Annotated in this window: 20 protein-coding genes and 3 pseudogenes; 8 read left to right on the top strand and 15 right to left on the bottom strand. The window is 72.9% G+C overall.

All coding sequences use genetic code 11. From position 1 onward, the window contains the following. Nucleotides 1-170: 170 nt before the first annotated feature. Nucleotides 171-641 carry a TIGR03668 family PPOX class F420-dependent oxidoreductase gene (locus ACWD5D_RS01755; RefSeq protein WP_451370789.1) on the bottom strand — a complete coding sequence of 157 codons (471 nt, stop codon included), beginning with the start codon at nt 639-641 and terminating at the stop codon, nt 171-173. A 17-nt stretch (nt 642-658) separates the two neighbouring features. Continuing rightward, on the bottom strand, nt 659-1,309 hold the full coding sequence (locus tag ACWD5D_RS01750) for a phosphoribosyltransferase (RefSeq protein WP_451370788.1): 651 nt from the start codon (nt 1,307-1,309) through the stop codon (nt 659-661). Between the two features lie 169 nt (nt 1,310-1,478). On the opposite strand from ACWD5D_RS01750, the gene ACWD5D_RS01745 reads away from it, so the two are divergent. After that, a complete protein-coding gene (locus tag ACWD5D_RS01745) occupies nt 1,479-1,604 on the top strand; it encodes a hypothetical protein (protein ID WP_451370787.1) in 126 nt (41 codons plus the stop codon). 94 nt (nt 1,605-1,698) lie between these two features. Next, nucleotides 1,699-1,796, top strand: a pseudogene (locus ACWD5D_RS01740) (polysaccharide deacetylase family protein); the annotation flags it as partial. A gap of 15 nt (nt 1,797-1,811) precedes the next feature. On the opposite strand, the gene ACWD5D_RS01735 reads toward ACWD5D_RS01740, so the two are convergent. Further along, entirely contained in the window at nt 1,812-3,029 is a 1,218-nt protein-coding gene (locus ACWD5D_RS01735) for a cytochrome P450 (protein WP_451370786.1), read from the bottom strand. Between the two features lie 157 nt (nt 3,030-3,186). Between ACWD5D_RS01735 and ACWD5D_RS01730 the strand changes: the two genes are divergently transcribed. Then, nucleotides 3,187-3,627, top strand: a complete 441-nt coding sequence (locus ACWD5D_RS01730) for an SRPBCC family protein (RefSeq protein ID WP_451370785.1) — start codon at nt 3,187-3,189, stop codon at nt 3,625-3,627. 76 nt (nt 3,628-3,703) lie between these two features. On the opposite strand, the pseudogene ACWD5D_RS01725 reads toward ACWD5D_RS01730, so the two are convergent. From ACWD5D_RS01725 to ACWD5D_RS01700, 6 genes and pseudogenes are all read right to left on the bottom strand, one after another. Further along, a pseudogene (locus ACWD5D_RS01725) lies at nt 3,704-3,924 on the bottom strand (hypothetical protein); the annotation flags it as partial. Nucleotides 3,925-3,939: 15 nt separating this feature from the next. After that, on the bottom strand, nt 3,940-5,091 hold the full coding sequence (locus ACWD5D_RS01720) for an XdhC family protein (protein ID WP_451370784.1): 1,152 nt from the start codon (nt 5,089-5,091) through the stop codon (nt 3,940-3,942). 44 nt (nt 5,092-5,135) lie between these two features. Further along, on the bottom strand, nt 5,136-6,593 hold the full coding sequence (locus tag ACWD5D_RS01715) for an NCS2 family permease (protein WP_451370783.1): 1,458 nt from the start codon (nt 6,591-6,593) through the stop codon (nt 5,136-5,138). A gap of 158 nt (nt 6,594-6,751) precedes the next feature. Next, complete coding sequence (locus ACWD5D_RS01710) at nt 6,752-9,133, bottom strand: xanthine dehydrogenase family protein molybdopterin-binding subunit (protein ID WP_451370782.1); 2,382 nt, start codon at nt 9,131-9,133, stop codon at nt 6,752-6,754. A 1-nt stretch (nt 9,134) separates the two neighbouring features. Further along, nucleotides 9,135-9,710: a (2Fe-2S)-binding protein gene (locus tag ACWD5D_RS01705; RefSeq protein ID WP_451370781.1), complete on the bottom strand. Its 576-nt coding sequence runs from the start codon at nt 9,708-9,710 to the stop codon at nt 9,135-9,137. Further along, a complete protein-coding gene (locus tag ACWD5D_RS01700) occupies nt 9,710-10,612 on the bottom strand; it encodes an FAD binding domain-containing protein (protein WP_451370780.1) in 903 nt (300 codons plus the stop codon). Before ACWD5D_RS01700 ends, ACWD5D_RS01705 begins: the two co-directional genes overlap by 1 nt. 342 nt (nt 10,613-10,954) lie before the next feature. On the opposite strand from ACWD5D_RS01700, the gene ACWD5D_RS01695 reads away from it, so the two are divergent. Then, entirely contained in the window at nt 10,955-12,682 is a 1,728-nt protein-coding gene (locus ACWD5D_RS01695) for a PucR family transcriptional regulator (RefSeq protein WP_451370779.1), read from the top strand. A 166-nt stretch (nt 12,683-12,848) separates the two neighbouring features. After that, nucleotides 12,849-13,616, top strand: a complete 768-nt coding sequence (locus tag ACWD5D_RS01690; protein ID WP_451370778.1) for a hypothetical protein — start codon at nt 12,849-12,851, stop codon at nt 13,614-13,616. 239 nt (nt 13,617-13,855) lie between these two features. On the opposite strand, the gene ACWD5D_RS01685 is transcribed toward ACWD5D_RS01690, so the two are convergent. Next, nucleotides 13,856-14,689, bottom strand: a complete 834-nt coding sequence (locus ACWD5D_RS01685) for a GntR family transcriptional regulator (protein ID WP_451370777.1) — start codon at nt 14,687-14,689, stop codon at nt 13,856-13,858. A gap of 822 nt (nt 14,690-15,511) precedes the next feature. Here ACWD5D_RS01685 and ACWD5D_RS01680 point away from each other — a divergent pair. Continuing rightward, complete coding sequence (locus ACWD5D_RS01680; RefSeq protein ID WP_451370776.1) at nt 15,512-16,555, top strand: DUF2637 domain-containing protein; 1,044 nt, start codon at nt 15,512-15,514, stop codon at nt 16,553-16,555. Between the two features lie 104 nt (nt 16,556-16,659). On the opposite strand, the gene ACWD5D_RS01675 is transcribed toward ACWD5D_RS01680, so the two are convergent. The 3 genes from ACWD5D_RS01675 to ACWD5D_RS01665 form a co-directional block, all read right to left on the bottom strand. Next, nucleotides 16,660-17,154, bottom strand: coding sequence for an ATP-binding protein (locus ACWD5D_RS01675; RefSeq protein ID WP_451370775.1), 495 nt, complete (start codon nt 17,152-17,154; stop codon nt 16,660-16,662). Nucleotides 17,155-17,452: 298 nt separating this feature from the next. Continuing rightward, nucleotides 17,453-19,195: a pyruvate dehydrogenase gene (locus ACWD5D_RS01670; protein WP_451370774.1), complete on the bottom strand. Its 1,743-nt coding sequence runs from the start codon at nt 19,193-19,195 to the stop codon at nt 17,453-17,455. 78 nt (nt 19,196-19,273) lie between these two features. Next, nucleotides 19,274-20,863 carry a protein phosphatase 2C domain-containing protein gene (locus ACWD5D_RS01665; protein ID WP_451370773.1) on the bottom strand — a complete coding sequence of 530 codons (1,590 nt, stop codon included), beginning with the start codon at nt 20,861-20,863 and terminating at the stop codon, nt 19,274-19,276. A gap of 457 nt (nt 20,864-21,320) precedes the next feature. On the opposite strand from ACWD5D_RS01665, the gene ACWD5D_RS01660 reads away from it, so the two are divergent. Together ACWD5D_RS01660 and ACWD5D_RS01655 are read left to right on the top strand one after the other, a co-directional pair. Continuing rightward, nucleotides 21,321-22,310 (top strand): helix-turn-helix domain-containing protein, encoded by a 990-nt coding sequence (locus ACWD5D_RS01660; RefSeq protein WP_451370772.1) that lies wholly within the window; start codon nt 21,321-21,323, stop codon nt 22,308-22,310. A 36-nt stretch (nt 22,311-22,346) separates the two neighbouring features. Next, the gene (locus ACWD5D_RS01655) at nt 22,347-22,829 is read left to right on the top strand and encodes a DUF456 domain-containing protein (protein ID WP_451370771.1); all 483 of its coding nucleotides are present in this window, start codon (nt 22,347-22,349) and stop codon (nt 22,827-22,829) included. Nucleotides 22,830-22,891: 62 nt separating this feature from the next. On the opposite strand, the pseudogene ACWD5D_RS01650 reads toward ACWD5D_RS01655, so the two are convergent. Then, nucleotides 22,892-24,133: pseudogene (locus ACWD5D_RS01650) on the bottom strand (SGNH/GDSL hydrolase family protein); the annotation flags it as partial. A 211-nt stretch (nt 24,134-24,344) separates the two neighbouring features. Beyond that, entirely contained in the window at nt 24,345-25,469 is a 1,125-nt protein-coding gene (gene rsgA / locus ACWD5D_RS01645; RefSeq protein WP_451370770.1) for a ribosome small subunit-dependent GTPase A, read from the bottom strand. Nucleotides 25,470-25,616: the final 147 nt, after the last annotated feature.

The raw sequence follows: 25,616 nt of genomic DNA, 5'->3' as shown, positions 1-25,616 counted from the left end.
CGAGGCTACTCCGTGCATCCAGCAGGTACCACTGGTGTGCACGAGGTCGTCAAGGACGGACGCGGGCCAGGGGGTGCTGTCCGCCAAATATGCTTGCTCCAACGGAAGTTGAGGGACTTCAAGAAAGCCCGGATCGAGAGGAGCCGGCCCGGGCCGCCCCGAGTCCGGCCTCAACCGCCCGACGCGTCCGGGCGCGCCTCCCAGCCGCTCCACCGGTCCACGGCGACGGCGACGACCGGTCCGGACGGTGGACGGCCCCGGTACTGCGGGTACTTGGCGCACAGCGCCGCGACGGCGGTCGCGTACGCCCGCCACACGTCCGGGTCCGCCGGGTCCGGGGGCAGGACGCGGGCCTCGCCGTCGGCGCGGACCCACCACAGGCGGTCCCAGTCCTCGTCGTAGGCGTCCACGAGCAGGCACACCGGGGGATGCGCCTCGATGTGGGCCAGCCGGCGCAGCCGGACGGTGGTCTTGGGCTTGTGGTCGACGGCGGTGACGATCCGGTCGGCGCCGCCGGCGGTGAGCCGGGCGAAGACGACCGGCACCTGGTGCGGACGGCCCGCCGGGTCGACCGTGGCCAGCCGGGCCACGCGGGCCGCGGTGAACCGGCGTCGCGCCTCGGCCGCGTCAAGTGCGGGCATCCTCGCTCCTTCCGGGCTCAGTGCGCATGGAGCGCCTGCAGCACGTCGAGCACGTCGGCGTCGGTCAGTTGCCCGAAGTCGTCGTACCACTGGCCGACGGCGCTGAAGCCGGCCGGCCGGAGCGGGCAGACCACCGTGTCGGCCTCGGCGGCGAGCTGATCGAGGGAGTCCGGGGCGCCGACCGGGACGGCCAGCACGAGCCGGGCGGGCCGGCTGCGCCGTACGTGGCGCAGGGCGGCGCGGGCGGTGGCGCCGGTGGCCAGGCCGTCGTCGACCACGACGACCGTACGGCCGGTCAGGTCCGGGGGCGGCCGGTCGCCGCGGTAGCGGCGCTCGCGCCGCTCCAGTTCCTGCCGCTCCCGCTCCACGGCGTCGGCGAGCCGGCTCTCGGTCAGGCCGAGGTGTTCGAGGGTGCCGGTGTCGAAGAGGGGCGGGTCGTCCGCGGCGAGGGCGCCCACGGCGAACTCCTGGTGGTGCGGGGCGCCGATCTTGCGGACGACCAGCACGTCGAGCGGAGCGCCGAGGGCGCGGGCGACAGGCGCGGCCACGGCGATCCCGCCGCGCGGCAGGGCCAGGACGACGGGGTCGGGGAGCTCGCCCCGGTCACGCAGGTCCTTCAGCAGGCCGGCGAGCGCGCGGCCGCCCTCGGCACGGTCCCTGTAGCGCATGGGTCCGTCCTCTCGCCAGAGGTCAGCAGGGGTGTCTGCCCCCGCACCTCCATGGTGCTACGGCGGTTCCGGCCGCGGCGCCGGAGCGGATTCCGTGCGGTGTGCGAGTCTCGGGTGACACCGCAGAAATTCGTACACATGAACTATTCACTGCATGTAGAGCCCCGGCATGCCTCGCGGCCGCGCGGAGGTCGACACCGCCTCACCGCGCAGCGCGCGCGGCGAGGCGGCACTCGGGACGCAGGCCCGGTTCGGGAGCTTCGACTGCCGCGAGGCGAGCGGAGCGGAGTCGTAGCGAATCGGGGTACCCCCTCTGGGGGGAGCATCGCGCCGACCTTCGACGCGGGGCCCAGGGCCGCACGGACGCCGCGCCCGCCGCGCCCGCCGCGCCCGCCGCGCCCGGAATCATCGCGCACCGAAGGCGCGCGGATACGTCTTCGTGACAGTGCCTCAACTGCTGTCGCCAGGCAGAGCGGAACCGGGAAGGCGTACCGCTGGCGGCTCACCACGTCAGGTGCAGTTCCTCCGGGGAGCGGAGCACCATCGGCAGCATCGCGACCGGGTGATCCTCGGGCAGTCGCAGCTTGGGCAGCCGCGATGTCAACTCCCTCAGTGTCAACTGGAGTTGTGCGCGGGCGAGCCGGGCACCGGGACAGCTGTGGGCGCCGACCCCGAAGGAGAGGTGGCGGCCCGGGTCACGGGTGATGTCGAACTCGTCGGGGCGCGGATGGGCGTCGGCGTCCCGGTTGGCGGCGCCGAAGGAGACGAACACATCGGCGCCCGCCGGGAGTTCGGTGCCGGCCAGGGTGACAGGACAGGCGGTGACCCGGCGGAAGCCCTGGAGCGCGGTGTCGTAGCGGGCCGCCTCCTCCACGGCCGCCGGGATCCGGTCCGGCTCCGCGCACAGCAGCTCCCACTGGCGAGGGTGGCGCAGCAGGTGCAGCACCGTGGTGCCGATCAGCGCGCTCGTGGTCAGGTGCCCGGCGAGCAGCAGGTTCACCAGGTGGGAGACGGCCTCGTAGCGCTCCTCGGGGGTCAGCTCGGCCGTACCCTCGCCGGCCACGTCGACGACGATCTCGGTGCACAGGTCGTCACGGGGGTCGGCCCGGCGGTCGCGGACGTATCCGTCCAGGACGTGCTGCATGCGGACCACAGCCTCGGCCGCGGCGACCTGCTCGTCCTCCGGCAACGGGAGGAAGACCAGTTCCAGGAACCGGACCCCGCCGTGCACGACGGCCGGTACGTCGGCGGGGTCGACGCCGACGATCCGGCCGATGACCTCGCCGGGCAGCCGTCGGGCGTAGGCCGACATCAGCTCGACGGACCCCTGGTCGGCGAACTCGTCGACGAGGGCGGCGGCGCGCTCGGCCACGAACGGCGCGATCGCGGCGACCCGCGCCGGGGACAGGCCGCGCACGATCGGCTCGCGCAGTCGCCGGTGCAGGTCGCCGTCGGTGACGACCACGTGCGGCCGGTCGGGGAAACCGCGGCCGAGGACGGCGAGCGCGGCGGGCGAGGGCACCACGTCGGGCTTCAGCGCGTTGACGGAGGAGAACACCTCGGGCCGGCCCAGGACTTCGCGTACATCGGCGTCCCGGGCCACCAGCCAGGCGTCCAGCTCGGGAACCCGAACGAGCCCGTCGGCCTTCCGTGCCCGGTCGTAGTGCGGGTACGGGTCGCGATTCATCGTGCCGAGTCTGTCGAGCCGTTCGCGGTCCATGGGCGTCCTCCGGCCGGTGCTGGGGGGCGGGCGGGGCCATGGTGCCGTAGGGGTGTGCGGGTGCGGAAGAGGGCCTGTGCGGACCCCGGTCCGGGGCGACCGCGCCGGGGGGGGGTGAACGCGCAGGTGGTGGGCGGCGACTGCCTACGATCGTGCCGTGCCTCTCTTCACCCTCGAACGCACCGCCCCGCTCACCCTCGACGAGGCGTGGCGCCGGCTCACCGACTGGCCCCGCCACGGTGACGTCGTCCCGCTGACCCGGATCACCGTGCTCACCCCCGGGCCGACCGGCACGGGCACTCGTTTCACGGCCCGCACGGGCATCGGCCCGCTCGGCTTCGAGGACCCCATGGAGGTCACGGTCTGGCTGCCGCCCAGGGACGACGAACCCGGGCTGTGCCGGCTGGAGAAGCGCGGGCGGGTCGTGCTGGGCTGGGCCGAGATCGAGGTCCGGCCGGGTCCCGGCGGCCGTTCCCGGGTGGTGTGGCGGGAGGACCTGCGGGTCCGCTTCCTGCCGCGCTTCCTCGACGGGGTCGTGGAGGGCGCGGCGCGCTCGCTGTTCGGGCGGGCGGTGAACCGGCTGCTCCGGCGGACGTGAGCGCCCACGCGCCATGGCGACCCTCTGAGCGGCGGTCCGACGCCCGGTCGGGCCCTCACTCTGAGCGGCCGTCGGCTCAGTCCTTGCGGCCGGTCACCGCGACCGTGACGCCCAGGCCGATCATGGTGAGCCCGCCCACTCCGCCGACTGCGCCGAGCCGCCGGGGCTGGGGGTCCCCCCTGTTCGAGCGAAGCCGAGAACTTGGGGGAGGGCGAACCAGTCCCGGGCGGCGGAGGCGACGAGCCCCCAGACGCTGTCGGACACGAGGGCGACGAGGTTGAAGACCAGGCCGAGCAGCCGCTCCACCGTCACTCAGGCCACGGACCCGATCCGCCCCGCCGGACGCGGCACCGTGTCGTGGTGGATCGGGGTGTGCGCGCCCGTCAGGGCCACCCCGCTGCCGCCGCGCCGCGCCGCGACGATCTCCGCGCCGATCGACATGGCCGTCTCCTCGGGTGTACGGGCGCCGAGGTCGAGGCCGATCGGGGAGTGCAGGCGGGCCAGTTCGAGTTCGCTCACGCCGACCTCGCGCAGCCGCTCGTTGCGGTCGAGGTGGGTGCGGCGGGAGCCCATCGCGCCGACGTAGGCGACCGGCATCCGCAGGGCCAGCCGGAGCAGGGGCACGTCGAACTTGGTGTCGTGGGTGAGGACGCACAGGACGGTACGGGCGTCGACCTCCGTGCGCTCAAGGTACCGATGGGGCCACTCGACGACGATCTCGTCGGCCGCGGGGAAGCGGGTCCGGGTCGCGAACACCGGGCGGGCGTCGCACACGGTGACGTGGTAGCCGAGGAACTTGCCCACCCGTGCCAGCGCGGACGCGAAGTCGACGGCGCCGAAGACGATCATCCGGGGGGCGGGGACGGAGGACTCGACGAGGACCGTGAGCGGGGAGCCGCAGCGCGAGCCCCGCTCGCCGATCTCCAGGGTGCCGGTGCGGCCCGCGTCCAGGAAGGCGCCGGCCTCGGCGGCGACGGTCCCGTCCAGCTCGGGGTGGGCGTCGAAGCCGCCGTCCCAGGTGCCGTCGGGGCGGACGAGGAGGGCCCGGCCCAGCAGCTCGGCCGGGCCGTCCACGATCCGCGCGACGGCTGCCGCGTCCCCACGGGCGGCGGCGGCCAGCGCGGCCGCGAACACCGGTCGGGCGGGACCGTCCGCCCGGACCGGCGTGACGAGGATGTCGATGACGCCGCCACAGGTCAGACCGACGGCGAACGCGTCCTCGTCGCTGTACCCGAAGCGCTCCAGCACGGTCTCGCCGTCCTCGAGCGCCTGGCGGCACAGGTCGTACACCGCGCCCTCCACGCATCCGCCGGAGACCGAGCCGATGGCCGTGCCGTCGGCGTCCACCGCGAGGGCGGCGCCGGGCTGGCGCGGGGCGCTGCCGCCGACGGCCACCACGGTGGCGACGGCGAAGTCACGGCCCTGCTCGACCCACCGGTTCAGCTCCGCGGCGATGTCCAGCATCTCTCGGTCTCCTAACGGTGTTGCGTGCGCGGGGTGTTGGGGGCCTAGTGGACCCCGAGCCAGCCCTCGATCGGATGCAATGCGAAGTAGATCAGGAAGATGACCGTCAGACCCCACATGAAGGCGCCGATCTCGCGGGCCTTGCCCTGGGCGGTCTTGATGGCGACGTAGGAGATGACGCCCGCGGCGACTCCGGTGGTGATGGTGTACGTGAACGGCATCAGGACGACGGTCAGGAAGACCGGGATCGCGGTCGCGCGGTCGGCCCAGTCCACGTGCCGGGCGTTCATCAGCATCATCGCGCCGATGACGACCAGGGCGGCGGAGGCGACCTCCTGCGGGACGATCGCGGTGAGCGGGGTGAAGAACAGGCAGGCCGCGAAGAGCAGACCGGTGACGGCGGAGGCGAGACCTGTGCGGGCGCCCTCGCCGACGCCGGTGGCCGACTCGATGAACACCGTCTGGCCGGAGCCGCCTGCCACGCCGCCGATCGCGCCGCCGGCGCCGTCGATGAACAGCGCCTTCGACAGGCCCGGCATACGGCCCTTGTCGTCGGCCAGCTCGGCCTCGGTGCCGACGCCGATGATGGTGGCCATCGCGTCGAAGAACCCGGCGAGCACGAGCGTGAAGACGATCATGCCGACGGTCATGACGCCGACCTTCCCCCAGCCGCCGAACTCGACGTGCCCGAAGAGCGAGAAGTCGGGCATCGAGACCGCGCCGCCCTTGAGTTCGGGAGCGCCGTTCGCCCACTGCCGGGGGCTGACGACGCCGGCGGCGTTGAGGATCGCGGCGACGACCGTGCCGGAGATGATGCCGATCAGGATGCAGCCGGGGACGTTGCGGGCCTGGAGCATGAAGATCAGCAGCAGGGTGCCGGCGAAGAGCAGGACGGGCCAGCCGGCGAGTTCGCCGGTGGGGCCGAGGGTGACCGGGGTGGCCTTGCCCTGGTGCACGAAGCCGGACTTGTAGAAACCGATGAGGGCGATGAACAGGCCGATGCCCATCGTGATGCCGTGCTTGAGCGCGAGCGGGATCGCGTTCATGATCATCTCGCGTAGGCCGGTGACGACCAGCAGCATGATGACCACGCCGTACATCACACACATGCCCATGGCCTGCGGCCAGGTCATCTCCGGGGCGACCTGCGAGGACAGGACGCCGGAGACGGACAGGCCGGCGGCGAGGGCGAGCGGAACCTTGCCGACGAAGCCCATCAGCAACGTGGTGAAGGCCGCCGCGAACGCGGTCGCGGTGATCAGGGCCTTCTGGCCGAGCGTGTCCCCCGCCGCGTCCTTGCCGGACAGGATGAGGGGGTTGAGGAGGAGGATGTAGGCCATCGCCATGAAGGTGGTGACGCCGCCGCGGACCTCTCGCGAGACCGTGGACCCTCTCTTGGTTATGTGGAAGTACCGGTCGAGCCAGGACCGACCTGCGGGGACGCGGCTGCCGTCGCCGGCGTCCTCGGCCGTGGTCCTGGGCTCCACTGACTGCTGGGTCATGGTGCCATCTCCCAAGGTTCACAGGGGCACCCGTACACCTGCCTTTGCAGGTACGGGATTTGGGGGAATGGACGACCCGGGGGACGGCCCGAGACGAACAATGGGGGCCTGGGGGAACGAAGTCCCCCCAGGGAAACACCGGTTGAAACCCCGAAGGGTCAGGTGCCCGTCAGGTGCTCGGGCCGTACCGGAGTGCGGTTGAGCTCCAGTCCGGTCGCGTTCCGGATCGCCGCGAGGACGGCCGGAGTGGACGACAGGGTGGGGGCTTCGCCGACGCCGCGCAGCCCGTACGGGGCGTGCTCGTCGGCGAGTTCGAGGACGTCGACCGGAATGGTCGGCGTGTCGAGGATGGTCGGGATCAGGTAGTCCGTGAAGGAGGGGTTCCTGACCTTGGCGGTCTTCGGGTCGACGATGATCTCCTCCATCACCGCCACGCCCAGGCCCTGCGTCGTGCCGCCCTGGATCTGGCCGACGACGGAGAGCGGGTTGAGCGCCTTGCCGACGTCCTGGGCGCAGGCAAGCTCGATGACCTTGACCAGGCCGAGTTCGGTGTCGACCTCGACGACGGCGCGGTGCGCGGCGAAGGAGTACTGGACGTGTCCGTGGCCCTGGCCGGTGCGCAGGTCGAAGGCCTCGGTCGGCCGGTGCCGCCACTCCGCCTCGATCTCCACGGCCTCGTCGCCGAGGACGTCCACGAGGTCGCCGAGGACCTCGCCGCCGTCGGTGACGACCTTGCCGCCCTCCAGCAGCAGTTCGGCCGTCGCCCAAGCGGGGTGGTAGGTGCCGAACTTGCGCCGGCCGATCTCCAGGACCCGCTCGCGGACCAGCTCGCAGGCGTTCTTCACGGCGCCGCCGGTGACGTACGTCTGCCGGGAGGCCGAGGTCGAACCGGCGCTGCCGACCTGGGTGTCGGCGGGGTGGATGGTCACCTGGGTGACACCCAGCTCCGTGCGGGCGATCTGGGCGTGGACGGTGACACCGCCCTGGCCGACCTCCGCCATCGCGGTGTGCACGGTGGCGACCGGCTCACCGCCGACGACCTCCATACGGACCTTGGCGGTGGAGTAGTCGTCGAAGCCCTCGGAGAAGCCGACGTTCTTGATGCCGACCGCGTAGCCGACACCGCGGACGACGCCTTCGCCGTGCGTGGTGTTGGACAGGCCGCCGGGCAGCTGCCGTACGTCGGCGCCCTCGCTGGACTCCCACTGGCGCTCGGGCGGCATGGGCATCGCCTTGACGCGGCGCAGGAGTTCGGCGACCGGGGCCGGCGAGTCGACCGGCTGCCCGGTCGGCATGATGGTCCCCTGCTCCATCGCGTTCAGCTGCCGGAACTCCACCGGGTCCATGCCCAGCTTCTTCGCCAGCTTGTCCATCTGCGCCTCGTAGGCGAAGCACGCCTGGACCGCGCCGAAGCCGCGCATGGCGCCGCAGGGCGGGTTGTTGGTGTAGAGGGCGATGGCCTCGATGTCCACGTCGTCCACCACGTACGGGCCGACCGACAGGGACGAGGCGTTGCCGACGACCGCCGGGGAGGCGGAGGCGTAGGCGCCGCCGTCCAGGACGATCCGGCACTTCATGTGGGTCAACTTGCCGTCGCGCGTGGCCCCGTGCTCGTAGGAGAGCTTGGCCGGGTGCCGGTGGACGTGGCCGAAGAAGGACTCGAACCGGTTGTAGACGATCTTGACGGGCTTGCCGGTGCGCAGCGCCAGCAGGCAGGCGTGGATCTGCATCGACAGGTCCTCGCGACCGCCGAACGCGCCGCCGACGCCGGACAGCGTCATGCGCACCTTCTCCTCGGGCAGGCCGAGGACGGGCGCGATCTGGCGCAGGTCGGAGTGGAGCCACTGGGTGGCGATGTAGAGGTGGACGCCGCCGTCCTCCTCGGGCACGGCGAGGCCGGACTCGGGGCCGAGGAAGGCCTGGTCCTGCATGCCGAAGGTGTACTCGCCCGTCACGATCACATCGGCGCGCTTCGCGGCCTCGTCCGCGTTGCCGCGCACGATCGGCTGGCGGTGCACGATGTTCGGGTGCGGGACATGGCCGGCGTGGTGGTCGTCGCGGCCCTCGTGGACGAGGATCGCGTCCGGCGCCGTGGCGGAGGCCTCGTCGGTGACGACCGGGAGTTCGCGGTACTCGACCTTGATCTTGGCGGCGGCGCGGCGGGCCGTCTCCGGGTGGTCGGCGGCGACGATCGCGACCGGCTCGCCGTGGTGGCGCACCTTGCCGTGGGCGAGGACCGGGGTGTCCTGGATCTCCAGGCCGTAGTTCCTCACCTCGGTGGGCAGGTCGTCGTACGTCATGACCGCGTACACGCCCGGCGTGGCCAGGGCCTCGCCCGTGTCGATCGAGACGATCTCGGCGTGCGCGACGGTGGAGCGCAGGATCTGGCCCCAGAGCATGTCCTCGTGCCACATGTCGGACGAGTACGCGAACTCGCCGGTGACCTTGAGGGTGCCGTCGGGGCGGAGCGTGGACTCGCCGATGCCGCCCCTGGTCCGGGAGCCCTGCGTGATCTTCGTGGGAGCGCCGTTGGCCGGCATGTCAGACCCCCTCGGACTGGCGGGCTGCCGCCAGGCGGACCGCGTCCATGATCTTCTCGTAGCCCGTGCAGCGGCACAGGTTGCCCGACAGGGCCTCGCGGATGTCCGCGTCGGTCGGGTTCGGGTTGTTCTCCAGCATCTCGTCGGCGGCGACGAGCAGACCCGGGGTGCAGAAGCCGCACTGGACGGCGCCGGCGTCGATGAACGCCTGCTGGACAGGGGAGAGCGTCGCACGCGGGGAGGTGTCTCCCTCGCCGGTCTGCGAGTCGGTGCCCTTGGCCTCGTCCGGCGAGGTGCCGCACGCACCAAAGTCCCCGCGGGAACGCTGCCTGGCGTACTCGGCCAGGCCCTCGACGGTCACGACCTCGCGGCCCTCGACCTGTCCGGCCGCGACCAGGCAGGAACAGACCGGGACGCCGTCCAGGCGCACGGTGCAGGAGCCGCACTCGCCCTGCTCGCAGGCGTTCTTGGAGCCGGGCAGGCCGAGGCGCTCGCGCAGGACGTACAGCAGGGACTCGCCCTCCCAGACGTCGTCGGCCTCCTGCGGACGTCCGTTGACGGTGAAGTTGACGCGCATCACGCAGCGCCCCCCTTCGGGTATGCGGTGCGGCGGGCGTCGCGGTACGACTCCCAGGTCCAGGTGAGCGTCCGGCGGGCCATGACGCCGACCGCGTGGCGGCGGTAGCTCGCGGTGCCCCGGACGTCGTCGATCGGGTTGCAGGCGGCGGAGCACAGGTCCGCGAACTGCTTGGCGACCGAGGGGGTGATGATCTTTCCGTTGTCCCAGAAGCCGCCCTCGTCGAGCGCCGCGTTCAGGAACTCCTCCGCGGTCTTCGCCCGGACGGGCGTGGGCGCGGCCGAACCGATGCCGGTGCGCACCGTGCGGGTCTCGGGGTGCAGCGCGAGACCGAAGGCGCACACGGCGATGACCATGGCGTTGCGCGTGCCGACCTTCGAGAACTGCTGCGGGCCGTCCGCCTTCTTGATGTGGACGGCGCGGATCAGCTCGTCGGGCTGGAGCGCGTTGCGCTTGACCCCGGTGTAGAACGCGTCGATCGGGATCAGGCGGGTGCCCCGGGCGACCGACTCCACCTCGACGTCCGCGCCGGCGGCGAGGAGGGCGGGGTGGGCGTCACCGGCGGGCGAGGCCGTGCCGAGGTTGCCGCCGACGCCGCCGCGGTTGCGGATCTGCGGGGAGGCGACCGTGTGCGAGGCGAGCGCGAGACCCGGCAGCTCGGCACGGAGATTCTGCATGATCTTGGTGTACGGGACGGAGGCACCCAGCTGTACCGTGTCCTCGCCGACCTCCCAGTCGTAGAGGTCGCCGACGCGGCCGAGGTCGAGCAGGTACTCGGGCCTCCGGTGGTCGAAGTTGATCTCGACCATCACATCGGTGCCGCCCGCAATCGGCACAGCGGTGGGGTGCTCGGCCTTCGCGGCGAGCGCCTCCTCCCAGCTGGCGGGGCGAAGGAAGTCCATGACCGGCTCTCTTCTGCGTCTCGTGGGTCGTTCGGATTGAGCCAATCCGTGTGCAGCGGGCCCGGCTCGTTCATGTCCTGTTAACGCGGAGTGGAGCCAGTACACCGCTCGGTGCTCCGGGAGGTCAGTCACCGAAACCATGAAGGAGTTGGCTGGCCACGGCGGGCATCTTGTAGATTCGTATGAACAGAGGTCATCAGTAACCTCTCCGTTTTCCTCGGGAAACGCAGGAAACAGCCGGACGACCGCGGAGAAGGCCTGGCCACCACCACGCCGGGCCGCTCCCCCGTCATCCACCCAAGATCCATCGTAGTTTTCTAGACAAAGAACGGCGGCGACGAGATGCGGCTGCGCGCACTCCTGGACACCGATGCGCTGGGCCTGCGGCTGCTCGGCGGCGAGGACGAGCTGGACCGCTCGGTCCGCGGTGTCATGACCACCGACCTGCGCGACCCGAGCCGCTATCTCTCCGGCGGTGAGCTCGTGCTGACGGGTCTGGCCTGGCGCCGGGACGCCGACGACTCCGAGCCGTTCGTACGGATCCTGGTGCAGGCCGGCGTGGCCGCGCTCGCGGCCGGTGAGGCCGAACTGGGCGACGTGCCGGAGGACCTCGTCCTGGCCTGCGCCCGGCACCGGCTGCCGCTGTTCGCGGTGAACGAGTCGGTGGCGTTCGCGACGATCACCGAGCACGTCGTACGGCAGGTCTCCGGCGAGCGGGCCGGGGATCTCGCGGCGGTGGTGGACCGGCACCGGCGGATGATGACCTCGGGCCCGGCGGGCGGCGGCCCGGACGTGGTCCTTGACCTGCTCGGCTCCGACCTGGACCTGCGCGCCTGGGTGCTCTCGCCGACCGGCCGGCTGATCGCGGGTTCCAAGGTCGTGGGCCCGGAGCTGTCCCCGGAGAGCTGTGCGAAGCTCGCCGCCGAGCACCTCGCGGCCACCCGCGGCGGACGCCGCGGACCCCACCGGGTCCTGATGGGCGGCAGCACGTACTCCCTGTTCCCGATCCGCTCCTCCGGCCGCTCCGCGCAGGCCGCGCGGGACGTGCGCGAGACGGTCCTGTCGGACTGGCTGCTGGCCGTCGAGGCGGACGCCGGTGACTGGCCGGCCGAACGGCTCGACCTGCTCCAGGGCGTCACCCAGCTGATCGCCGTCGAGCGGGACCGCCGGGACGCGGCGCGCACGGTACGGCGCCGGCTCGCCCAGGAGGTGCTGGAACTGGTGCAGGCCGGTGCCGCGCCCGCCGAGATCGCCGCGCGCCTGCGGGTCGCGGCCCCGGTGCTGCTGCCCGGTCTCGGCACGGCCCCGCACTGGCAGGTGGTGGTGGCCCGCGTCGAGTGGGAGGAAACCGGGGGCGGGCCCGCAGGGCCCTCGGTTGAGGGTGGTGGCGGGCGACGGGCGGGAGAGACGGAGGGCGGTCCGGTCGCCCAGTCGCTGCTGGAGGAGGTCCTGGTCGACCCGCTGGCCACCGGCCCGGAGCCGTCGGACCGCATCGCCGTGGCGCACACCGGCGACGAGGCGATCGCCCTGGTTCCGCTGCCCGCCGTCTCCTCCGAGCAGGACGGCTCGGAGACCGGGCTGCTCGCCGACGCCCTGCTCCAGGCGGTGCGCGAGCCGCTGTCGGCGGGCCTGAACGGCGACGGCCGGCTCACCCTCGGCGTCAGCGCGGCCGTCCATTCGGCGGACGGGCTGCGCGGCGCCCTGGAGGAGGCCCGGCACGCCCGCCGGGTGGCGGCGGCCCGTCCCGGCCGCGTGTGCGCGGCGGGGCACCAGGAACTGGCCTCGCACGTCCTGCTCCTGCCGTTCGTCCCGGACGACGTCCGCCGCGCCTTCACCGCCCGCCTGCTGGACCCGCTCGAGGACTACGACCGCCGTCACCGCGCCGAGCTGATCCCGACGCTGGAGGCGTTCCTCGACTCCGACGGCTCCTGGACCCGCTGTGCCGCCCGTCTGCACCTGCATGTCAACACGCTGCGCTACCGGGTGGGCCGTATCGAGCAGTTGACGGGACGGGACCTGTCGCGCCTCGAGGACAAGCTCGATTTCTTCCTGGCACTGCGCATGAGCTGAGGTCAGCCGGGTGCGGGGCGGTCGAACCCGCTCGCACCCACTCCGCGACACTTTGTGAAATCTTTCACCCACCCTCTTGGCCCGGTGCCGATATTGGTGCTGGAATGCCGCCACCACTCAACAGCTCGACGGCGTGCTCGGGGAGGGCAACGTGGCGTATTCCGCCATGTCTGGAAACGGAACGACCGCCGGTGACGATCCGCTCCAGACCGCGGTGTGGCGGCTGCGCTCACGGGCCTGCTGGGCCGACGCGGCGGCCCTGCTGCCACGGGACACCCCGACGGCCTCGCTCCAGCGGGCGGTACTCCTCGTCGAACGGTGCCTGTACACCGAACGGGGCTGGGAGGAGGCGGAGGACGCGCTGCGCACGGCGGAGGCGCAGGCGCAGACCGACGAGGAGCGCGGGGCGGCCGCCTGCGAGCGCGGTCAGCTCGCCTACGCCGCGACCCTGCACGGGGTGCGGGACCGGGCGGACGAGGCGCGGGCCGCACTGGGGCGGGCGGCGGCGCTGATCCCTCCGGGGGCGGCGGGCCGGGCCCTGCTGGACTTCCGCCGCGGCCTGCTGGCCGAGAACCTGGCCCGCTCCCCGCAGGCGGCTCGCGCCGCGTACCGCCGGGCCCACGCGGGCGCGACCGCCCACCCCGACCCGCTGCTGCTGTCCTTCACCTGGCGCCATCTCGCCGGACTCGCCCTGCGCGACGGCGAGTTGGCCGAAGCCCGACACGGCTTCGCCGAATCCCTGCGCATCCGCGAGGAGTTGGGCTACCTCGTGGGTACCGCCCCCGCCCTGGTGTCCCTGGCCGACACGGAATCCGAACCGGAGGCCTCCCGTCTGCGGGACGAAGCACGCCGCCTCTTCCGCCTCCTCGGCGGCGTCCCGACCTGGCTGGCCCGCCAGCTGACGCCTCCGGCGCCTGACGCGGCCACGGCCTAGCGGTTCGCGTGCCGCGGCCTGGAGGCGGGTGGGCACGGCCGGTTCGCCGCCTGCGGCCCGGCAGGGGCCGGTCGCGCAGTTCCCCGCGCCCCTGGGTCAGCACCAGCGCACGCTCAGCACAAAGGCACCGGGACGACCAACTCCCTCAGGGTGCGTGGAACTGCGCGACCGACCACACCGGACCCGCACCGGCAGACGACCCTCAGCCTCACGGCGCGACTCCCCCGGCAGGACTCCGCTCAGCGCGCGCCGGCGAAGTGTTCCCCCACCAGCGCCCGCACCACGTCCAGCTCGCGCGCGGCCAACGCGTCCAACAGGGCCGTGTGTTCCGCCGCGTCGGCGACCAGATCCGCACGACCGTGCCGGACGGGACCGCCGACCAGGGGCCACTGGGAGCGCCGGTGCAGGTCCTCGGCGATCCGGACCAGCTGCTCGTTGCCCGACAGGGACAGAAGCGCCCGGTGAAAGGCGCGGTCGGCCTCCGCGTACGTCGCCGCGCGGCCGGACGCCGCCGCGTACACCGTCTCCTCCGCGAGGGGCCGCAGCTCGGCCCAGCGGTCGGCGGGCACCGTACGGGCCAGGCGCAGCACCACCGGCACCTCGATCAGTGCCCGCACCTCGGCCAGCTCGGCCAGTTCGCGCACCCCCCGCTCGACGACCCGGAAGCCCCGGTTGGGGACGACCTCGACGGCACCCTCGAGCGTGAGCTGCTGCATGGCCTCCCGCACGGGCGTGGCGGACACCCCGAACCGGTCCCCGAGGACGGGCGCCGAGTAGACCTCTCCGGGCCGCAGCTCGCCGTTCACCAGGGCCGTACGCAGCGCGTCGAGGATCTGGCCGCGCACCGAGGAGCGCTGCACCACCGCGCGGGGCTGCGGGATCGGCCGCTCACCGTGCGTGTGCTCGCCACGCGCCGCCGGTGCTCCGGTGCCCGGCTCGGGCACCCCGCCCCGGGAGTCGGCGGCGTCGGCCGCGTCGACGGCACACGGCTGGGCCGGTACCCGCACGGCGGCGGCCCGCTCCCTGCTCTGCGGTCCCCCCGCCCCCGCGGACTCGTGCAGGCCCTGCTTCACGGGTCCTCCTCCGGCTGGTCGGCGGTCCGGGTCATTGACGACGGTTTGGCACTTGTCCGTCAAGCACCTTAGGCGTACAAGGCGGCAGGTCAAACTCCCCCAAGGTCGAATAAGGGCAGCCTTCCCTACATCTCCTTGGGCGAGATGGAGCACTACCGGACCGCGGAGAGCGGGCCCACTCGGACGCGACCGCCACTGCGGCCTGCACCGCTACGTCCGCATCGGCCTGCGCGCCGATCACCGTCCCTGGCGCCCGCACCACCGGACACCCGGCCACCCGTGACGTATGTCTCGGATGTCTCGTACGCCTGTCTCGCGCCTCGTACGCCCGTCCGGTGCGACCGCACCACCGGCCGCGCGACCGCACACCCCGCCCCCGCGGGCCCCGTACGGGCCGGGCCCGGGCGCCACATGGTCCACACCGCACACCCCGAGGGCACCCGCCTCGCACACCGAGGACCGAAGCGCCGGACGGACGTCAACCTCAGCCCTCGCGGCATTGCCTGAGGGCCCCTCAGTTCACCGGAAACGGCCCGGAGCACACCCGCCCGTCCACTAAGATCATCACGATCGGACCACCCGGCCCGGACAGGTCGTTCACGACTTCCTCACGCATCGCAGGAATGTTCCGAGGAACCATCCGTACGGGTAGTCTTATTCGAACTCAGCTCCCGCCCCTCACGCGGCAGTTCGAGCAGAACGCTGCCCTGGGCATCCCCTTGCACTTCCTTGGCGGCCTCTTGCCCCGAAACCCCCTGAGGGCCCTCGGGAGTGGGCCACTATGGCGGGCGTTACGCCCTATCCCAATGCAAGGGACCCCTGATGAGACTGACCGACATATCGCTGAACTGGCTGCTTCCGGGCGCCGTGCTGCTCCTGGGCATTCTGGCGGCGGTGGCGGTGCTCGCGCGCGGCAAGCGCTCCTCCGGGGAGAACGCGAGTGCGGACGACTCGTGGGAGCGCAGCGAGGAGCGCCGCAGGCGCAAGGAGGCCATCTACGGCACGGCCTCCTACGTGCTCCTCTTCTGCTGTGCGGCGGTGGCCGCCGCCCTCTCCTTCCACGGCCTGGTCGGCTTCGGCGAGCAGAACCTGGGGCTCACGGACGGCTGGCAGTACCTGGTGCCGTTCGGCCTGGACGGCGCGGCCATGTTCTGCTCCGTCCTCGCGGTGCGTGAGGCGAGCCACGGCGACGCGGCGCTCGGCTCCCGGATACTCGTGTGGATGTTCGCGGCGGCTGCGGCCTGGTTCAACTGGGTGCACGCGCCCCGGGGCGTGGATCACGCGGGCGCGCCGCAGTTCTTCTCCGGCATGTCGCTGTCGGCGGCCGTCCTGTTCGACCGGGCGCTGAAGCAGACCCGCCGGGCCGCACTGCGCGAGCAGGGTCTGGTACCGCGTCCGCTGCCGCAGATCCGGATCGTGCGCTGGGTGCGGGCGCCCCGCGAGACCTACAGGGCCTGGTCGCTGATGCTGCTGGAGGGCGTGCGCAGCCTGGACGAGGCGGTCGACGAGGTCCGCGAGGACAAGCGGCAGAAGGACGCGGCGCGGCAGCGCCGGCGCGACCAGCAGCGGGTGGAGCGCGCCCAGCTGAAGGCGATCAGCCGGGGCCACCGCGGCTTCGTCGGGCGCGGCGCCGGCCGGCAGGTCGAGATACAGACCGTGGAGCGCGGTCCGGCGCAGGCGACCGCGGAGCCTGCCATATCGACCCCGGAAGCACTGCCCGTACGCTCGCGGCCCTCCCTTCAGCCGGTCCGCAAGAGTTCTGAGCCGCTCACCGTCGACCTGACGGCGGAGGACGACACGATGGCGCTGCCGAAGCTGGACTCGCTGGAGCGCAAGCTGAAGGACCTGGAGCAGCAGTTCGGCTGACGCCGGTGTCCCGGGTGCGTCGCGGCTCGCCGCGCGGTTCCCGGCCCCCTGGGGAGTTCGACGGGGTGTGACCTTCGAAGGTCACACCCCGTCCCGTTGCCGTCTCACGCCGCCTCGGCGCCCAGTTCGAACCACACCGACTTGCCCACGTCGTGCGGCCGTACGCCCCACGCGTCCGCGAGGGACTGGACCAGGACCAGACCCCGGCCGTGGGTGCCGTCGCCCGTGTCCGGGGCGCACAGGCGGGGGCGGCGGGCGACGAAGTCGCGCACCTCCACGCGCAGCGCGTCCTGGGAGACGACGGCGATCAGGACCGCGTCGTCGTCGGTGTGGACGAGCGCGTTGGTGACGAGTTCGCTGGTGAGCAGCTCCGCTATCTCCGAGCGGCCTGGTCTGCCCCAGTGCCGCAGTAGTTCGCGCAGTTCCCGGCGCGCCCGGGGCACGGCCCCGAGGTCGGCCCGGACCAGTTTCCGCCGGAACCGGTGCGCGTCCTGCGCGCCGGCGCCGGCTCCTTCCCCGATGGTGCCGGTCTCTTTCTCCGCCGTTGCCGAGGAGGCCCCGATCGTGCCGGGACCGCCCCCTCGTGCCTGCCTCGTCATGACCCCCGCCGCACGTTGCCGGACCTGTCCCCTCGTGGTCGAGCATGTTCACGGGGATCCATTCCCATCGGTCCCCGGGCCAGTCCTGGCCTTTGGCCGACGGCCGTCTGTTCGGCCACCCCCCTCCGGCGTCCCGGCCGGCCCTCGGGCACTCCCTTCGCCGCATCGGGCACGTCCGTGACGCCGTACGACGCCACGGGCGCCCCGACGTGACGATCCGGGCCCGTCCGCTGCCAAGCGCGCCCGTCCCGTCACACCGCGTGAAAGTGGCCGGAAATCACCGCTGCGCGACGCCGGTTCAGAGGCGGGGTACGTTCCTCAGGTTGGAGCGGGCCATCTGGACCATGCGGCCGACGCCGCCGTCCAGCACGATCTTCGACGCGGACAGCGCGAACCCGGTGACCATCTCCGCGCTGATCTTCGGCGGGATGGACAGGGCGTTGGGGTCGGTCACGACGTCCACCAGGGCCGGGCCCTTGTGCCGGAAGGCGTCCCGGAGCGCCCCGGCGAGCTGCTTCGGCTTCTCCACCCGCACCCCGAAGGCCCCGCAGGCGCGGGCGACGGCCGCGAAGTCGGGGTTGACGTCGGTGGTGCCGTACGCCGGCAGGCCCGCGACCATCATCTCCAACTCGACCATGCCGAGGGAGGAGTTGTTGAAGAGGACGACCTTGACCGGCAGGTCGTGCTGCACGAGCGTCAGGAAGTCGCCCATCATCATGGTGAATCCGCCGTCACCGGACATCGAGACGACCTGCCGGCCCCGGTCGGTGAACTGGGCGCCGATCGCCATCGGCAGCGCGTTCGCCATCGAGCCGTGGGTGAAGGAACCGATGATCCGGCGGCGGCCGTTGGGCGTGATGTACCGGGCGGCCCACACGTTGCACATGCCGGTGTCGACGGTGAACACCGCGTCGTCGTCGGCGACTTCGTCGAGGACGGACGCCACGTACTCCGGGTGGATGGGCACGTGCTTCTCGACCTTGCGGGTGTACGCCTTGACCACGCCCTCCAGCGCGTCGGCGTGCTTCTTCAGCATCCTGTCGAGGAAGCGCCGGTTCGTCTTCTCCTTCACCCGGGGGGTCAGACAGCGCAGCGTCTCGCGGACGTCGCCCCACACGGCGAGGTCGAGCCGGGAACGGCGGCCGAGGACCTCGGGCCGTACGTCGATCTGCGCGATCCGCACGTCGTCCGGCAGGAACGCGTTGTACGGGAAGTCGGTGCCGAGCAGGATCAGCAGATCGCACTCGTGGGTGGCCTCGTAGGCTGCGCCGTAGCCGAGCAGCCCGCTCATCCCGACGTCGTACGGGTTGTCGTACTGGATCCACTCCTTGCCGCGCAGGGCGTGTCCCACCGGGGACTTGATCCGCCCGGCGAACTCCATGACCTCGGCGTGCGCGCCGGCGGTGCCGCTGCCGCAGAAGAGGGTGACCTTGTCGGCCGCGTCGATCATCCGCAGCAGTTCGTCGATCTCGGCGTCGCCGGGGCGGATGGTGGGCCGGGAGGTGACCAGGGCGCTCTCGAAGGACTTGTCCGGGGCGGGTTCGGCGGCGATGTCACCGGGGAGGGAGAGCACACTCACCCCGCGCTGACCGATCGCGTGCTGGATGGCGGTCTGCAGCAGCCGGGGCATCTGCTTCGGGTTGGAGATCAGCTCGCTGTAGTGGCTGCACTCCTGGAACAGCCGGTCCGGGTGGGTCTCCTGGAAGTAGCCGAGGCCGATCTCGCTGGACGGGATGTGCGAGGCGAGGGCGAGCACCGGGGCCATGGAGCGGTGGGCGTCGTACAGGCCGTTGATCAGGTGCAGGTTGCCGGGGCCGCAGGAGCCCGCGCAGGCCGCCAGCTTCCCGGTGATCTGGGCCTCGGCGCCGGCCGCGAACGCGGCGGTCTCCTCGTGGCGCACATGGATCCAGTCGATGGCGGAGTTGCGGCGTACGGCGTCGACCACGGGGTTGAGGCTGTCGCCGACAACACCGTAGAGACGGCGCACGCCGGCTCGGGCGAGGATGTCGACGAACTGCTCGGCGACGTTCTGTTTGGCCATGACGGACCACTGACCCTTCGCTGCCCCGGGAACCCGGACTGAGCCGCTGTCCGTTCCATCAAGTCACAAGGATCGCCGTCACGCCTCCCACACCGCTGCCGCCGTACGGTCGTCGGCGTAACCCTTCACCCGCACCTGGGCGTCCGCGAGGAACGCGGCGAGGCCCGGCGGGGCGGGGCGGGACCAGCGGCGGGACAGATAGGCGCACAGGGCGGGCTCGCCGCGCAGCGGGTCGGCGAGGCCACCGCTGCACATCACCAGCACGTCACCCGGGCGGGCTATCGAGGCCCGGAACAGGAAGGGGTCGCGCGGCGGCTCGGCGGCGCTCCCCCGGCCCGCCCCCGCGAACGTCTCGTACGGGCTCGGCGGGGTCGGGATGCCGAGGTCCATGGTGAAGCGGTCGTCCTCGGCGAAAAGAGGTGCGGCGCCGGCCGATCCGGCGGACCCGGTGGGTGCGGTGGGCGGCGGCGCGCCGAAGCCGACGACCGGTTCGCCGGCGGTGTCGGCCGAGGACGCCTGCGGCTCGATGTCCTGCCACGCGCCGCCCCGCAGCCGGAACAGGCCTCCGTCGCCGACGCCGAAGAACACGCGGGTACGGCAGTCGGGGTCGGCGGGCAGCAGCAGACAGCGCAGGCTCGCCGTGTACTCCTCGGGGTCCACGTCCCGTTCGACGGCACTGGCGCGCAGTTTGCCGAGGCTGCGGTCGGTCAGCCGGTGCAGCCCGGACTTCAGCTCGCTGCGCCGGGCCTCCCGGATGTCCTCCACCAGCCGCCGGTGACTGCGGCCCACCGCCTGCCCGATCCACCGGCACGCCTCGGCCGCCGCCCGGTGCGCACCGGGCGTGGCCCGCGCCCCGGTCGCCATCGCGACGAGCAGGAGCGCCTGCTCCCCCACCCCGAACCGCGCGGTCAGCAACGCGTCCCGGCGCGGCTCCCCCCGGTACCGAGCGGAGTCCCCCCGCATCGACACGGCCCGCACCGTACAGACCCCGTACCGGGCGCCGTCGAGCACGGTGTCCGGGACCACCTGCGCCAACTCGTCCGGATCGGCGCCGGGGAGCGCGGTGGGCTCGGGGTCGTAGGTGGGCGGCCCCGAGCCGACGTGGTCGGGGCCGGAGGGGATCGAGAGGCCATCGGTCGGGCCAAGGCCGGTGCGGGCCGCGAACTCGCCCGACCGGGAGCCGGGCGGGGCCTCGGGCGGCGCGAGGGAGGTGTGGGGTGCCAGGTCCGCGGGCGCGGGAGCGTCGAACGGCTCGGGTGACGGGAGCGGTGCGGCGGACGGGAAGATCCGCGCAGAGGTGGGCTCTGCGGGTGCGGGTTCCCAGGGAGCGCCCGGTCCGGGCGGGGTCGAGCGTGAGGAGGGGCCGGTCGGAGACGGTCCGGTCACGGACGGGCCAGGTGGTGAGGCCGGTGCCGCGGTGGCCCGTTGGGGTGGGATCGACGGGTCCGGGGACGGTTCCCGCTGCGGCTCCGGGTTCTGGTGGGCCGTGTCCTCGGGCGGGCGTTCCGGTCCGCGGGGCCGGCCCGTCACCGTGCTCTTCGCCGAGGCGAAGCGGTCTTCCAGGGAATCGGGCGCGGCCGTGGGCCCGGTGTCCTCGGTGGAGTCGTCGTACAACTGCCCCCACCAGTCGTCCTCGCGACGAGCGGGCCTACCCCCCTGCTGGCTCATGCCCTTCATTGTCCACCGCACAGGCCGTATGAAAACGGGGCATCGGGAAAAACCGGCGCCTCGTCCGACCTCACCCGACCTGCCGGAGGACGGCGCGAACGGCCTTACGACAGAAGGCCGTTGGCCGCCGGGCGGCCCCACCCCCCACGGGAGGGCCGCCCGGCGACACCCGATGTGACCCGGTCCCGGATCCCCCGCGCGCTCACGCGGGTCCGGTCCGGGCCACCGTCTCGCGCGGCCGGCTCGCCGAACGAGCCGGTCCGATGGCCGGATTGCGGTGTGGTTCCCGGGATGCGGCGATGCGCCTTGAACACCGCCATGCGTCCCACACGTCCGCCACCTTGGCAGATACGCCTCCCGTACGGCGATGATGTCCGGCGGCGGGTTTGTGCCGTGGCCGGTTTCCGCCACGGCACGCCGCTGCGAGTTGCTCGCTATCTGGGGAGGACGTAGGTCGATGCTGGCTGCGATAGGGCTGGACGATACGCACGAGGCGGCATACCGGGCACTGGTGTCCGTGGGCGCCACCGAGGTGGCGGAGCTGGCCCGGCGCCTGTCACTGGCCGAAGCGGACACCGAGCGCGCGCTGCGCCGGCTGGAGCGGCACGGCCTGGCGGCCCAGTCCCCGGCCCGGCCGGGCCGCTGGGTGGCGGCCCCGCCCGGGGTGGCGCTCGGCGCGCTGCTCACCCAGCAGCGGCACGAGCTGGAGAAGGCGGAGCTGGCGGCGGCGCTGCTCGCCGAGGAGTACCGGGCGACGGCGGCCGAACCCGAGGTGCACGACCTGGTGGAGGTGGTCACCGGCGCCGCGGCGGTCGCCCAGCGATTCCTCCAGCTCCAGCTGGGCGCCACCGAGGAGGTGTGCGCGCTGGTCACCGGCAACCCGGTGGTGGTGACCAGCATGGAGAACGACGCCGAGGAGCAGGCGGCCGCACGCGGGGTCCGCTACCGCGTGGTGCTGGAGCGGGCGGCCCTGGACCTGCCGCACGGGCTGACCGAGCTGACGACGGCGCTCGGCCGGGACGAGCAGGTGCGGGTGGTGGACCAGGTGCCGACGAAGCTGGTGATCGTCGACCGCACCCTCGCCCTGGTGCCGCTGACGCCGAAGATGGCCGAGCCCGCCGCACTGGTGGTGCACGCGAGCGGGCTGCTGGAGCTGCTCACCGCGCTGTTCGACTCGGTGTGGCGCCAGGCACTGCCGCTGCGCCTGGGAACGGACGGCCTGGAGGAGGAAGAGCCAGGCGGCCCCGACGCCACGGACCTTGAGGTGCTGTCGCTGCTGCTCGCCGGACTGACCGACGCCAGCGTCGCCAAACAGCTCGACCTCGGCCTGCGGACCGTGCAGCGGCGGGTGAAACGGCTGATGGAGCTGACCGGGGTGACGACCCGGCTCCAGCTGGGCTGGCACGCCTACGAGCGTGGCTGGGTGTCCCGCGAAGGCTCCCCGTGACCTGCGGTTTCTTCCGGCTTCCGGCACTCTGGGCAAATGGGAGCGTGGGAACTCCTGCTGGTCGGCCTGGTGATCGTGCTCGGCCTGTGCGGAGTGCTGGTGCCGGGTGTGCCGGGGTCGTGGCTGGTGTGGGCCGCGGTCCTGTGGTGGGCGCTGGAGGATCCCCGGCCGGCCGCCTGGGGCGTCCTGGTGGGCGCCACCGTCGTGCTGCTGCTGTCCCTGGTGGTGCGCTGGGCGCTGCCCCCGCGCCGGCTGCGGGCGAGCGGCGCGACGCCGCGCATGGCCGTGTACGCCGGTGCGGGCGCGTTCCTCGGTTTCTTCCTGATCCCGGTGGTGGGCGCCCTGCCCGGCTTCATGGCCGGGATCTATCTGCACGAGAGGCTGCGGCTGGGCCGGCACGGTGAGGCCATGGCCGCCCTGCGCACGGTGATGCGGGCGGGCGGCGCCGGCGTGCTGGCCGAGCTGTTCGCCTGCCTGCTGATCGCGGGGGCGTGGCTGGGGGCCGTGGTGTGGGGGTGAGCGGCGGTGTGTGAGGCGCGGTGCCGGGGACCTGACGTCGGCGCCCGGTGCGACAGGGCGCGGTCGACGGCGTCGGCGATCGTGTGCAGGCCCGTGTCGTTGAAGTGCAGGTGGTCGCCGGGGTCGTAGGCGGGCCGGATGCGCTGCGGGTCGGCCGGGTCGCGTACGACGGCGTCCGCGTCCACCACCGTGTCGAACACGCCGCCGCCGCGGATGAACGCGTTCACCCGCTGTCGTACCGCCTCACCGGCCGGGGTGTAGGCGGGGTATCCGGCGTACGGGGTGAGGGTGACGCCGACGACGGCGACGCCACGGGCGTGCGCGCGGGCGGCGAGCGTGCGGTACGCGGCGGCGAAGGCGCCCGGGTCGTCGGCCACCGGGAAGCCCTTGATGTCGTTGATGCCCTCCAGGACGACCAGGGTCCGCACCCCGGCCCGGTCGAGGGCGTCGACGTCGAGGCGGGCCAGCGCGCTCGGTCCGGTGCCGTCGCGCAGCAGCCGGTTGCCGCTGATGCCCGCGTTGAGGACGCCGAGACGGTGCGGGCGCAGGCGTGCCGCGAGCCGGTCGGGCCAGCGGTGGTTGGCGTCGGGGGTGGACGCGGCGCCGTCGGTGAGGGAGTCGCCGAACGCGACGACGCTGCCGAGGGCGGTGCCGCGGACGTCCACGCCGGTCACGTAGTACCAGGAAGAGGTGACGGCCGTGTACGCGGAGCCGTCCTCGTCGGCGGCCCGGCCGGCACCGGCGGGGGCCACGTAGCTGGTCTGCAGGCCGTCGCGATGGTAGGTGGCCGGTCCGCAGGCGACCGGCGTGAACACCGTGACCAGCAGATCGGCGGCGTCCGGGACGGCCAGGGGCACCGGATCGGTGAGCAGGTCCTGCCCCGGCGCCACGCTGACGGCCGGCCGGCCGCCGAAGGTGGCGGCACGCATCGTGCCGCGCACGGCGTCCGCACCTCCCGCCCCCGTGCCCTCCGTGCGCCGCCTCGCGACCGTGACCGCCCCCAGCACCAGCGGCACCGTGCCGAACCGATTGCTGATCCGCACCCGCACCACCGTCCCGCCCACACTGAGGTGTACGACGTTGCGCACGGCCGCCCCGGGCAGCGCGGGCGCGGTACCCGAGGGCGCGGTCTCCCAGGACCCGGCCCACGGCCGCGGGCCGTCCTGCGCACCCACCACGGCCGCCCGCACCGGGCCGGCCGCCGTGGCCGAGGCCGCCGTGGCCGAGGCCGCCGTGGCCGAGGCCGCCGTGGCCGGAAGCATGGCGAGCAGCAGTGCCACGAGAACCCGTGCGATCTTGCCCATGCGGGTGCCCGCCCTTTCCGCTCCCGGTCCGTCGGAGGTGACCGTGCCACACGGGCGGCTCACGGCGGCGGAACATGATCACCGGTCCACCCGCTCGGCCCAGCGGGGGCGTGGGGCTGCCCTTCCGGCGCAGGGCGGCATAGGCATAGGGCGGGGTGGGGGTACTGGGAGCACAGACAGCCCCCAGAACCCCCACCCCGGGCACAGACGCCTAGCGTCGGCGCCCCTGCTTCAGCTCCATCGCGGCCCGCCCCTCCGCCCCCTTCCGCTTCCAGTCCCTGCGCAGCTCCGCACGGACCCTCGCGTCGGTCTTGGCCACGATCCACTGGTTCTCCCGGATCAGCTTCCGGTAGCTCTCCAGCCGGCGCACGGGCAGTTCCCCGTTCTCCACGGCGGAGCGCACCGCACAGCCGGGCTCGGACTCGTGGGCGCAGTCGTGGAAGCGGCACTGCTCGGCCAGTTCCTCGATCTCGCTGAATACCTGGCCGACCCCGCTCTCGGCGTCGTACAGCCCGACACCGCGCAGTCCGGGGGTGTCGATGAGCACACCTCCACCGGGCAGGGCGAGCAGGTTGCGGGTGGTCGTGGTGTGCCGGCCCTTGCCGTCGACGTCCCGGGCGGCGTTCACGTCCATGACGTCCTCGCCGACGAGGGCGTTGGCGAGGGTCGACTTGCCGGCGCCGGACTGCCCGAGCAGCACGGTCGTACCGGAGCCGACGAGGGCGACGAGCACGTCGAGGCCGTCGCCGTGCAGGGCACTGACGGTGAGCACGGGCACGCCGGGCGCGCTCGTCTCGACGTCCTCGACGAGGTGGGCGAGCGTCACCGGGTCGGGCACGAGGTCGGCCTTGCTGAGGACGACCACGGGCTGCGCGCCGGACTCCCAGGCCAGGGCCAAAAAGCGTTCGACGCGGCCGAGGTCCAGTTCGACGGCGAGGGACACGGCGACGACGGCGTGGTCGACGTTGGCGGCGAGGATCTGCCCCTCGGACCGCTTGGAGGAGGTGGAGCGCACGAAGGCGGTCCGGCGCGGCAACAGCGTCCGCACGTACCGCGGATCACCGCCATCGGAGTCGACGGCGACCCAGTCCCCCGTGCACACGACCTTCATCGGGTCGCGGGGGACGACGAACTCGGTGTCGGCCCGGACGGTGCCGACGGGGGTGACGACGTCACACTGACCGCGGTCGACGCGTACGACACGGCCGGGCAGGAAGCCCTGCTCGGCGTACGGGGCGAACTCGGCTTCCCAGCCCTCGTCCCAGCCGTACGGGGCCAGAGGGTGCGACGAAGTGGAAGAAGAAACGGAAGAAGCCGAACGAGAAGAGAGATTCAAGGGGAACCCTTCACAGGGCGGCCCCGGCCGCGCGCACTCACAGGCGCGAAGAAGACAGGAAAGATCAGCCGGAGACCACGGAGGTGGAGTGGATGAACTTCTGGTTGCGGGCAACGCCCATCACAGAGACAGCCATCGGTCACACCT

Source organism: Streptomyces sp. NPDC002520 (genome assembly GCF_053595235.1).
This window is presented reverse-complemented; position numbering and strand designations above follow the sequence as displayed.

Bases quoted from the DNA above. Each gene is read 5' to 3' on its own strand.
- ACWD5D_RS01755 (WP_451370789.1), bottom strand. From the start codon at position 641: ATGCCCGCACTTGACGCGGCCGAGGCGCGACGCCGGTTCACCGCGGCC.
- ACWD5D_RS01750 (WP_451370788.1), bottom strand. From the start codon at position 1,309: ATGCGCTACAGGGACCGTGCCGAGGGCGGCCGCGCGCTCGCCGGCCTG.
- ACWD5D_RS01745 (WP_451370787.1), top strand. From the start codon at position 1,479: ATGCCTCGCGGCCGCGCGGAGGTCGACACCGCCTCACCGCGCAGCGCG.
- ACWD5D_RS01735 (WP_451370786.1), bottom strand. From the start codon at position 3,029: ATGGACCGCGAACGGCTCGACAGACTCGGCACGATGAATCGCGACCCG.
- ACWD5D_RS01720 (WP_451370784.1), bottom strand. From the start codon at position 5,091: ATGCTGGACATCGCCGCGGAGCTGAACCGGTGGGTCGAGCAGGGCCGT.
- ACWD5D_RS01715 (WP_451370783.1), bottom strand. From the start codon at position 6,593: ATGACCCAGCAGTCAGTGGAGCCCAGGACCACGGCCGAGGACGCCGGC.
- ACWD5D_RS01710 (WP_451370782.1), bottom strand. From the start codon at position 9,133: ATGCCGGCCAACGGCGCTCCCACGAAGATCACGCAGGGCTCCCGGACC.
- ACWD5D_RS01705 (WP_451370781.1), bottom strand. From the start codon at position 9,710: ATGCGCGTCAACTTCACCGTCAACGGACGTCCGCAGGAGGCCGACGAC.
- ACWD5D_RS01700 (WP_451370780.1), bottom strand. From the start codon at position 10,612: ATGGACTTCCTTCGCCCCGCCAGCTGGGAGGAGGCGCTCGCCGCGAAG.
- ACWD5D_RS01695 (WP_451370779.1), top strand. From the start codon at position 10,955: ATGCGGCTGCGCGCACTCCTGGACACCGATGCGCTGGGCCTGCGGCTG.
- ACWD5D_RS01690 (WP_451370778.1), top strand. From the start codon at position 12,849: ATGTCTGGAAACGGAACGACCGCCGGTGACGATCCGCTCCAGACCGCG.
- ACWD5D_RS01680 (WP_451370776.1), top strand. From the start codon at position 15,512: ATGAGACTGACCGACATATCGCTGAACTGGCTGCTTCCGGGCGCCGTG.
- ACWD5D_RS01675 (WP_451370775.1), bottom strand. From the start codon at position 17,154: ATGACGAGGCAGGCACGAGGGGGCGGTCCCGGCACGATCGGGGCCTCC.
- ACWD5D_RS01670 (WP_451370774.1), bottom strand. From the start codon at position 19,195: ATGGCCAAACAGAACGTCGCCGAGCAGTTCGTCGACATCCTCGCCCGA.
- ACWD5D_RS01665 (WP_451370773.1), bottom strand. From the start codon at position 20,863: ATGAGCCAGCAGGGGGGTAGGCCCGCTCGTCGCGAGGACGACTGGTGG.
- ACWD5D_RS01660 (WP_451370772.1), top strand. From the start codon at position 21,321: ATGCTGGCTGCGATAGGGCTGGACGATACGCACGAGGCGGCATACCGG.
- ACWD5D_RS01655 (WP_451370771.1), top strand. From the start codon at position 22,347: ATGGGAGCGTGGGAACTCCTGCTGGTCGGCCTGGTGATCGTGCTCGGC.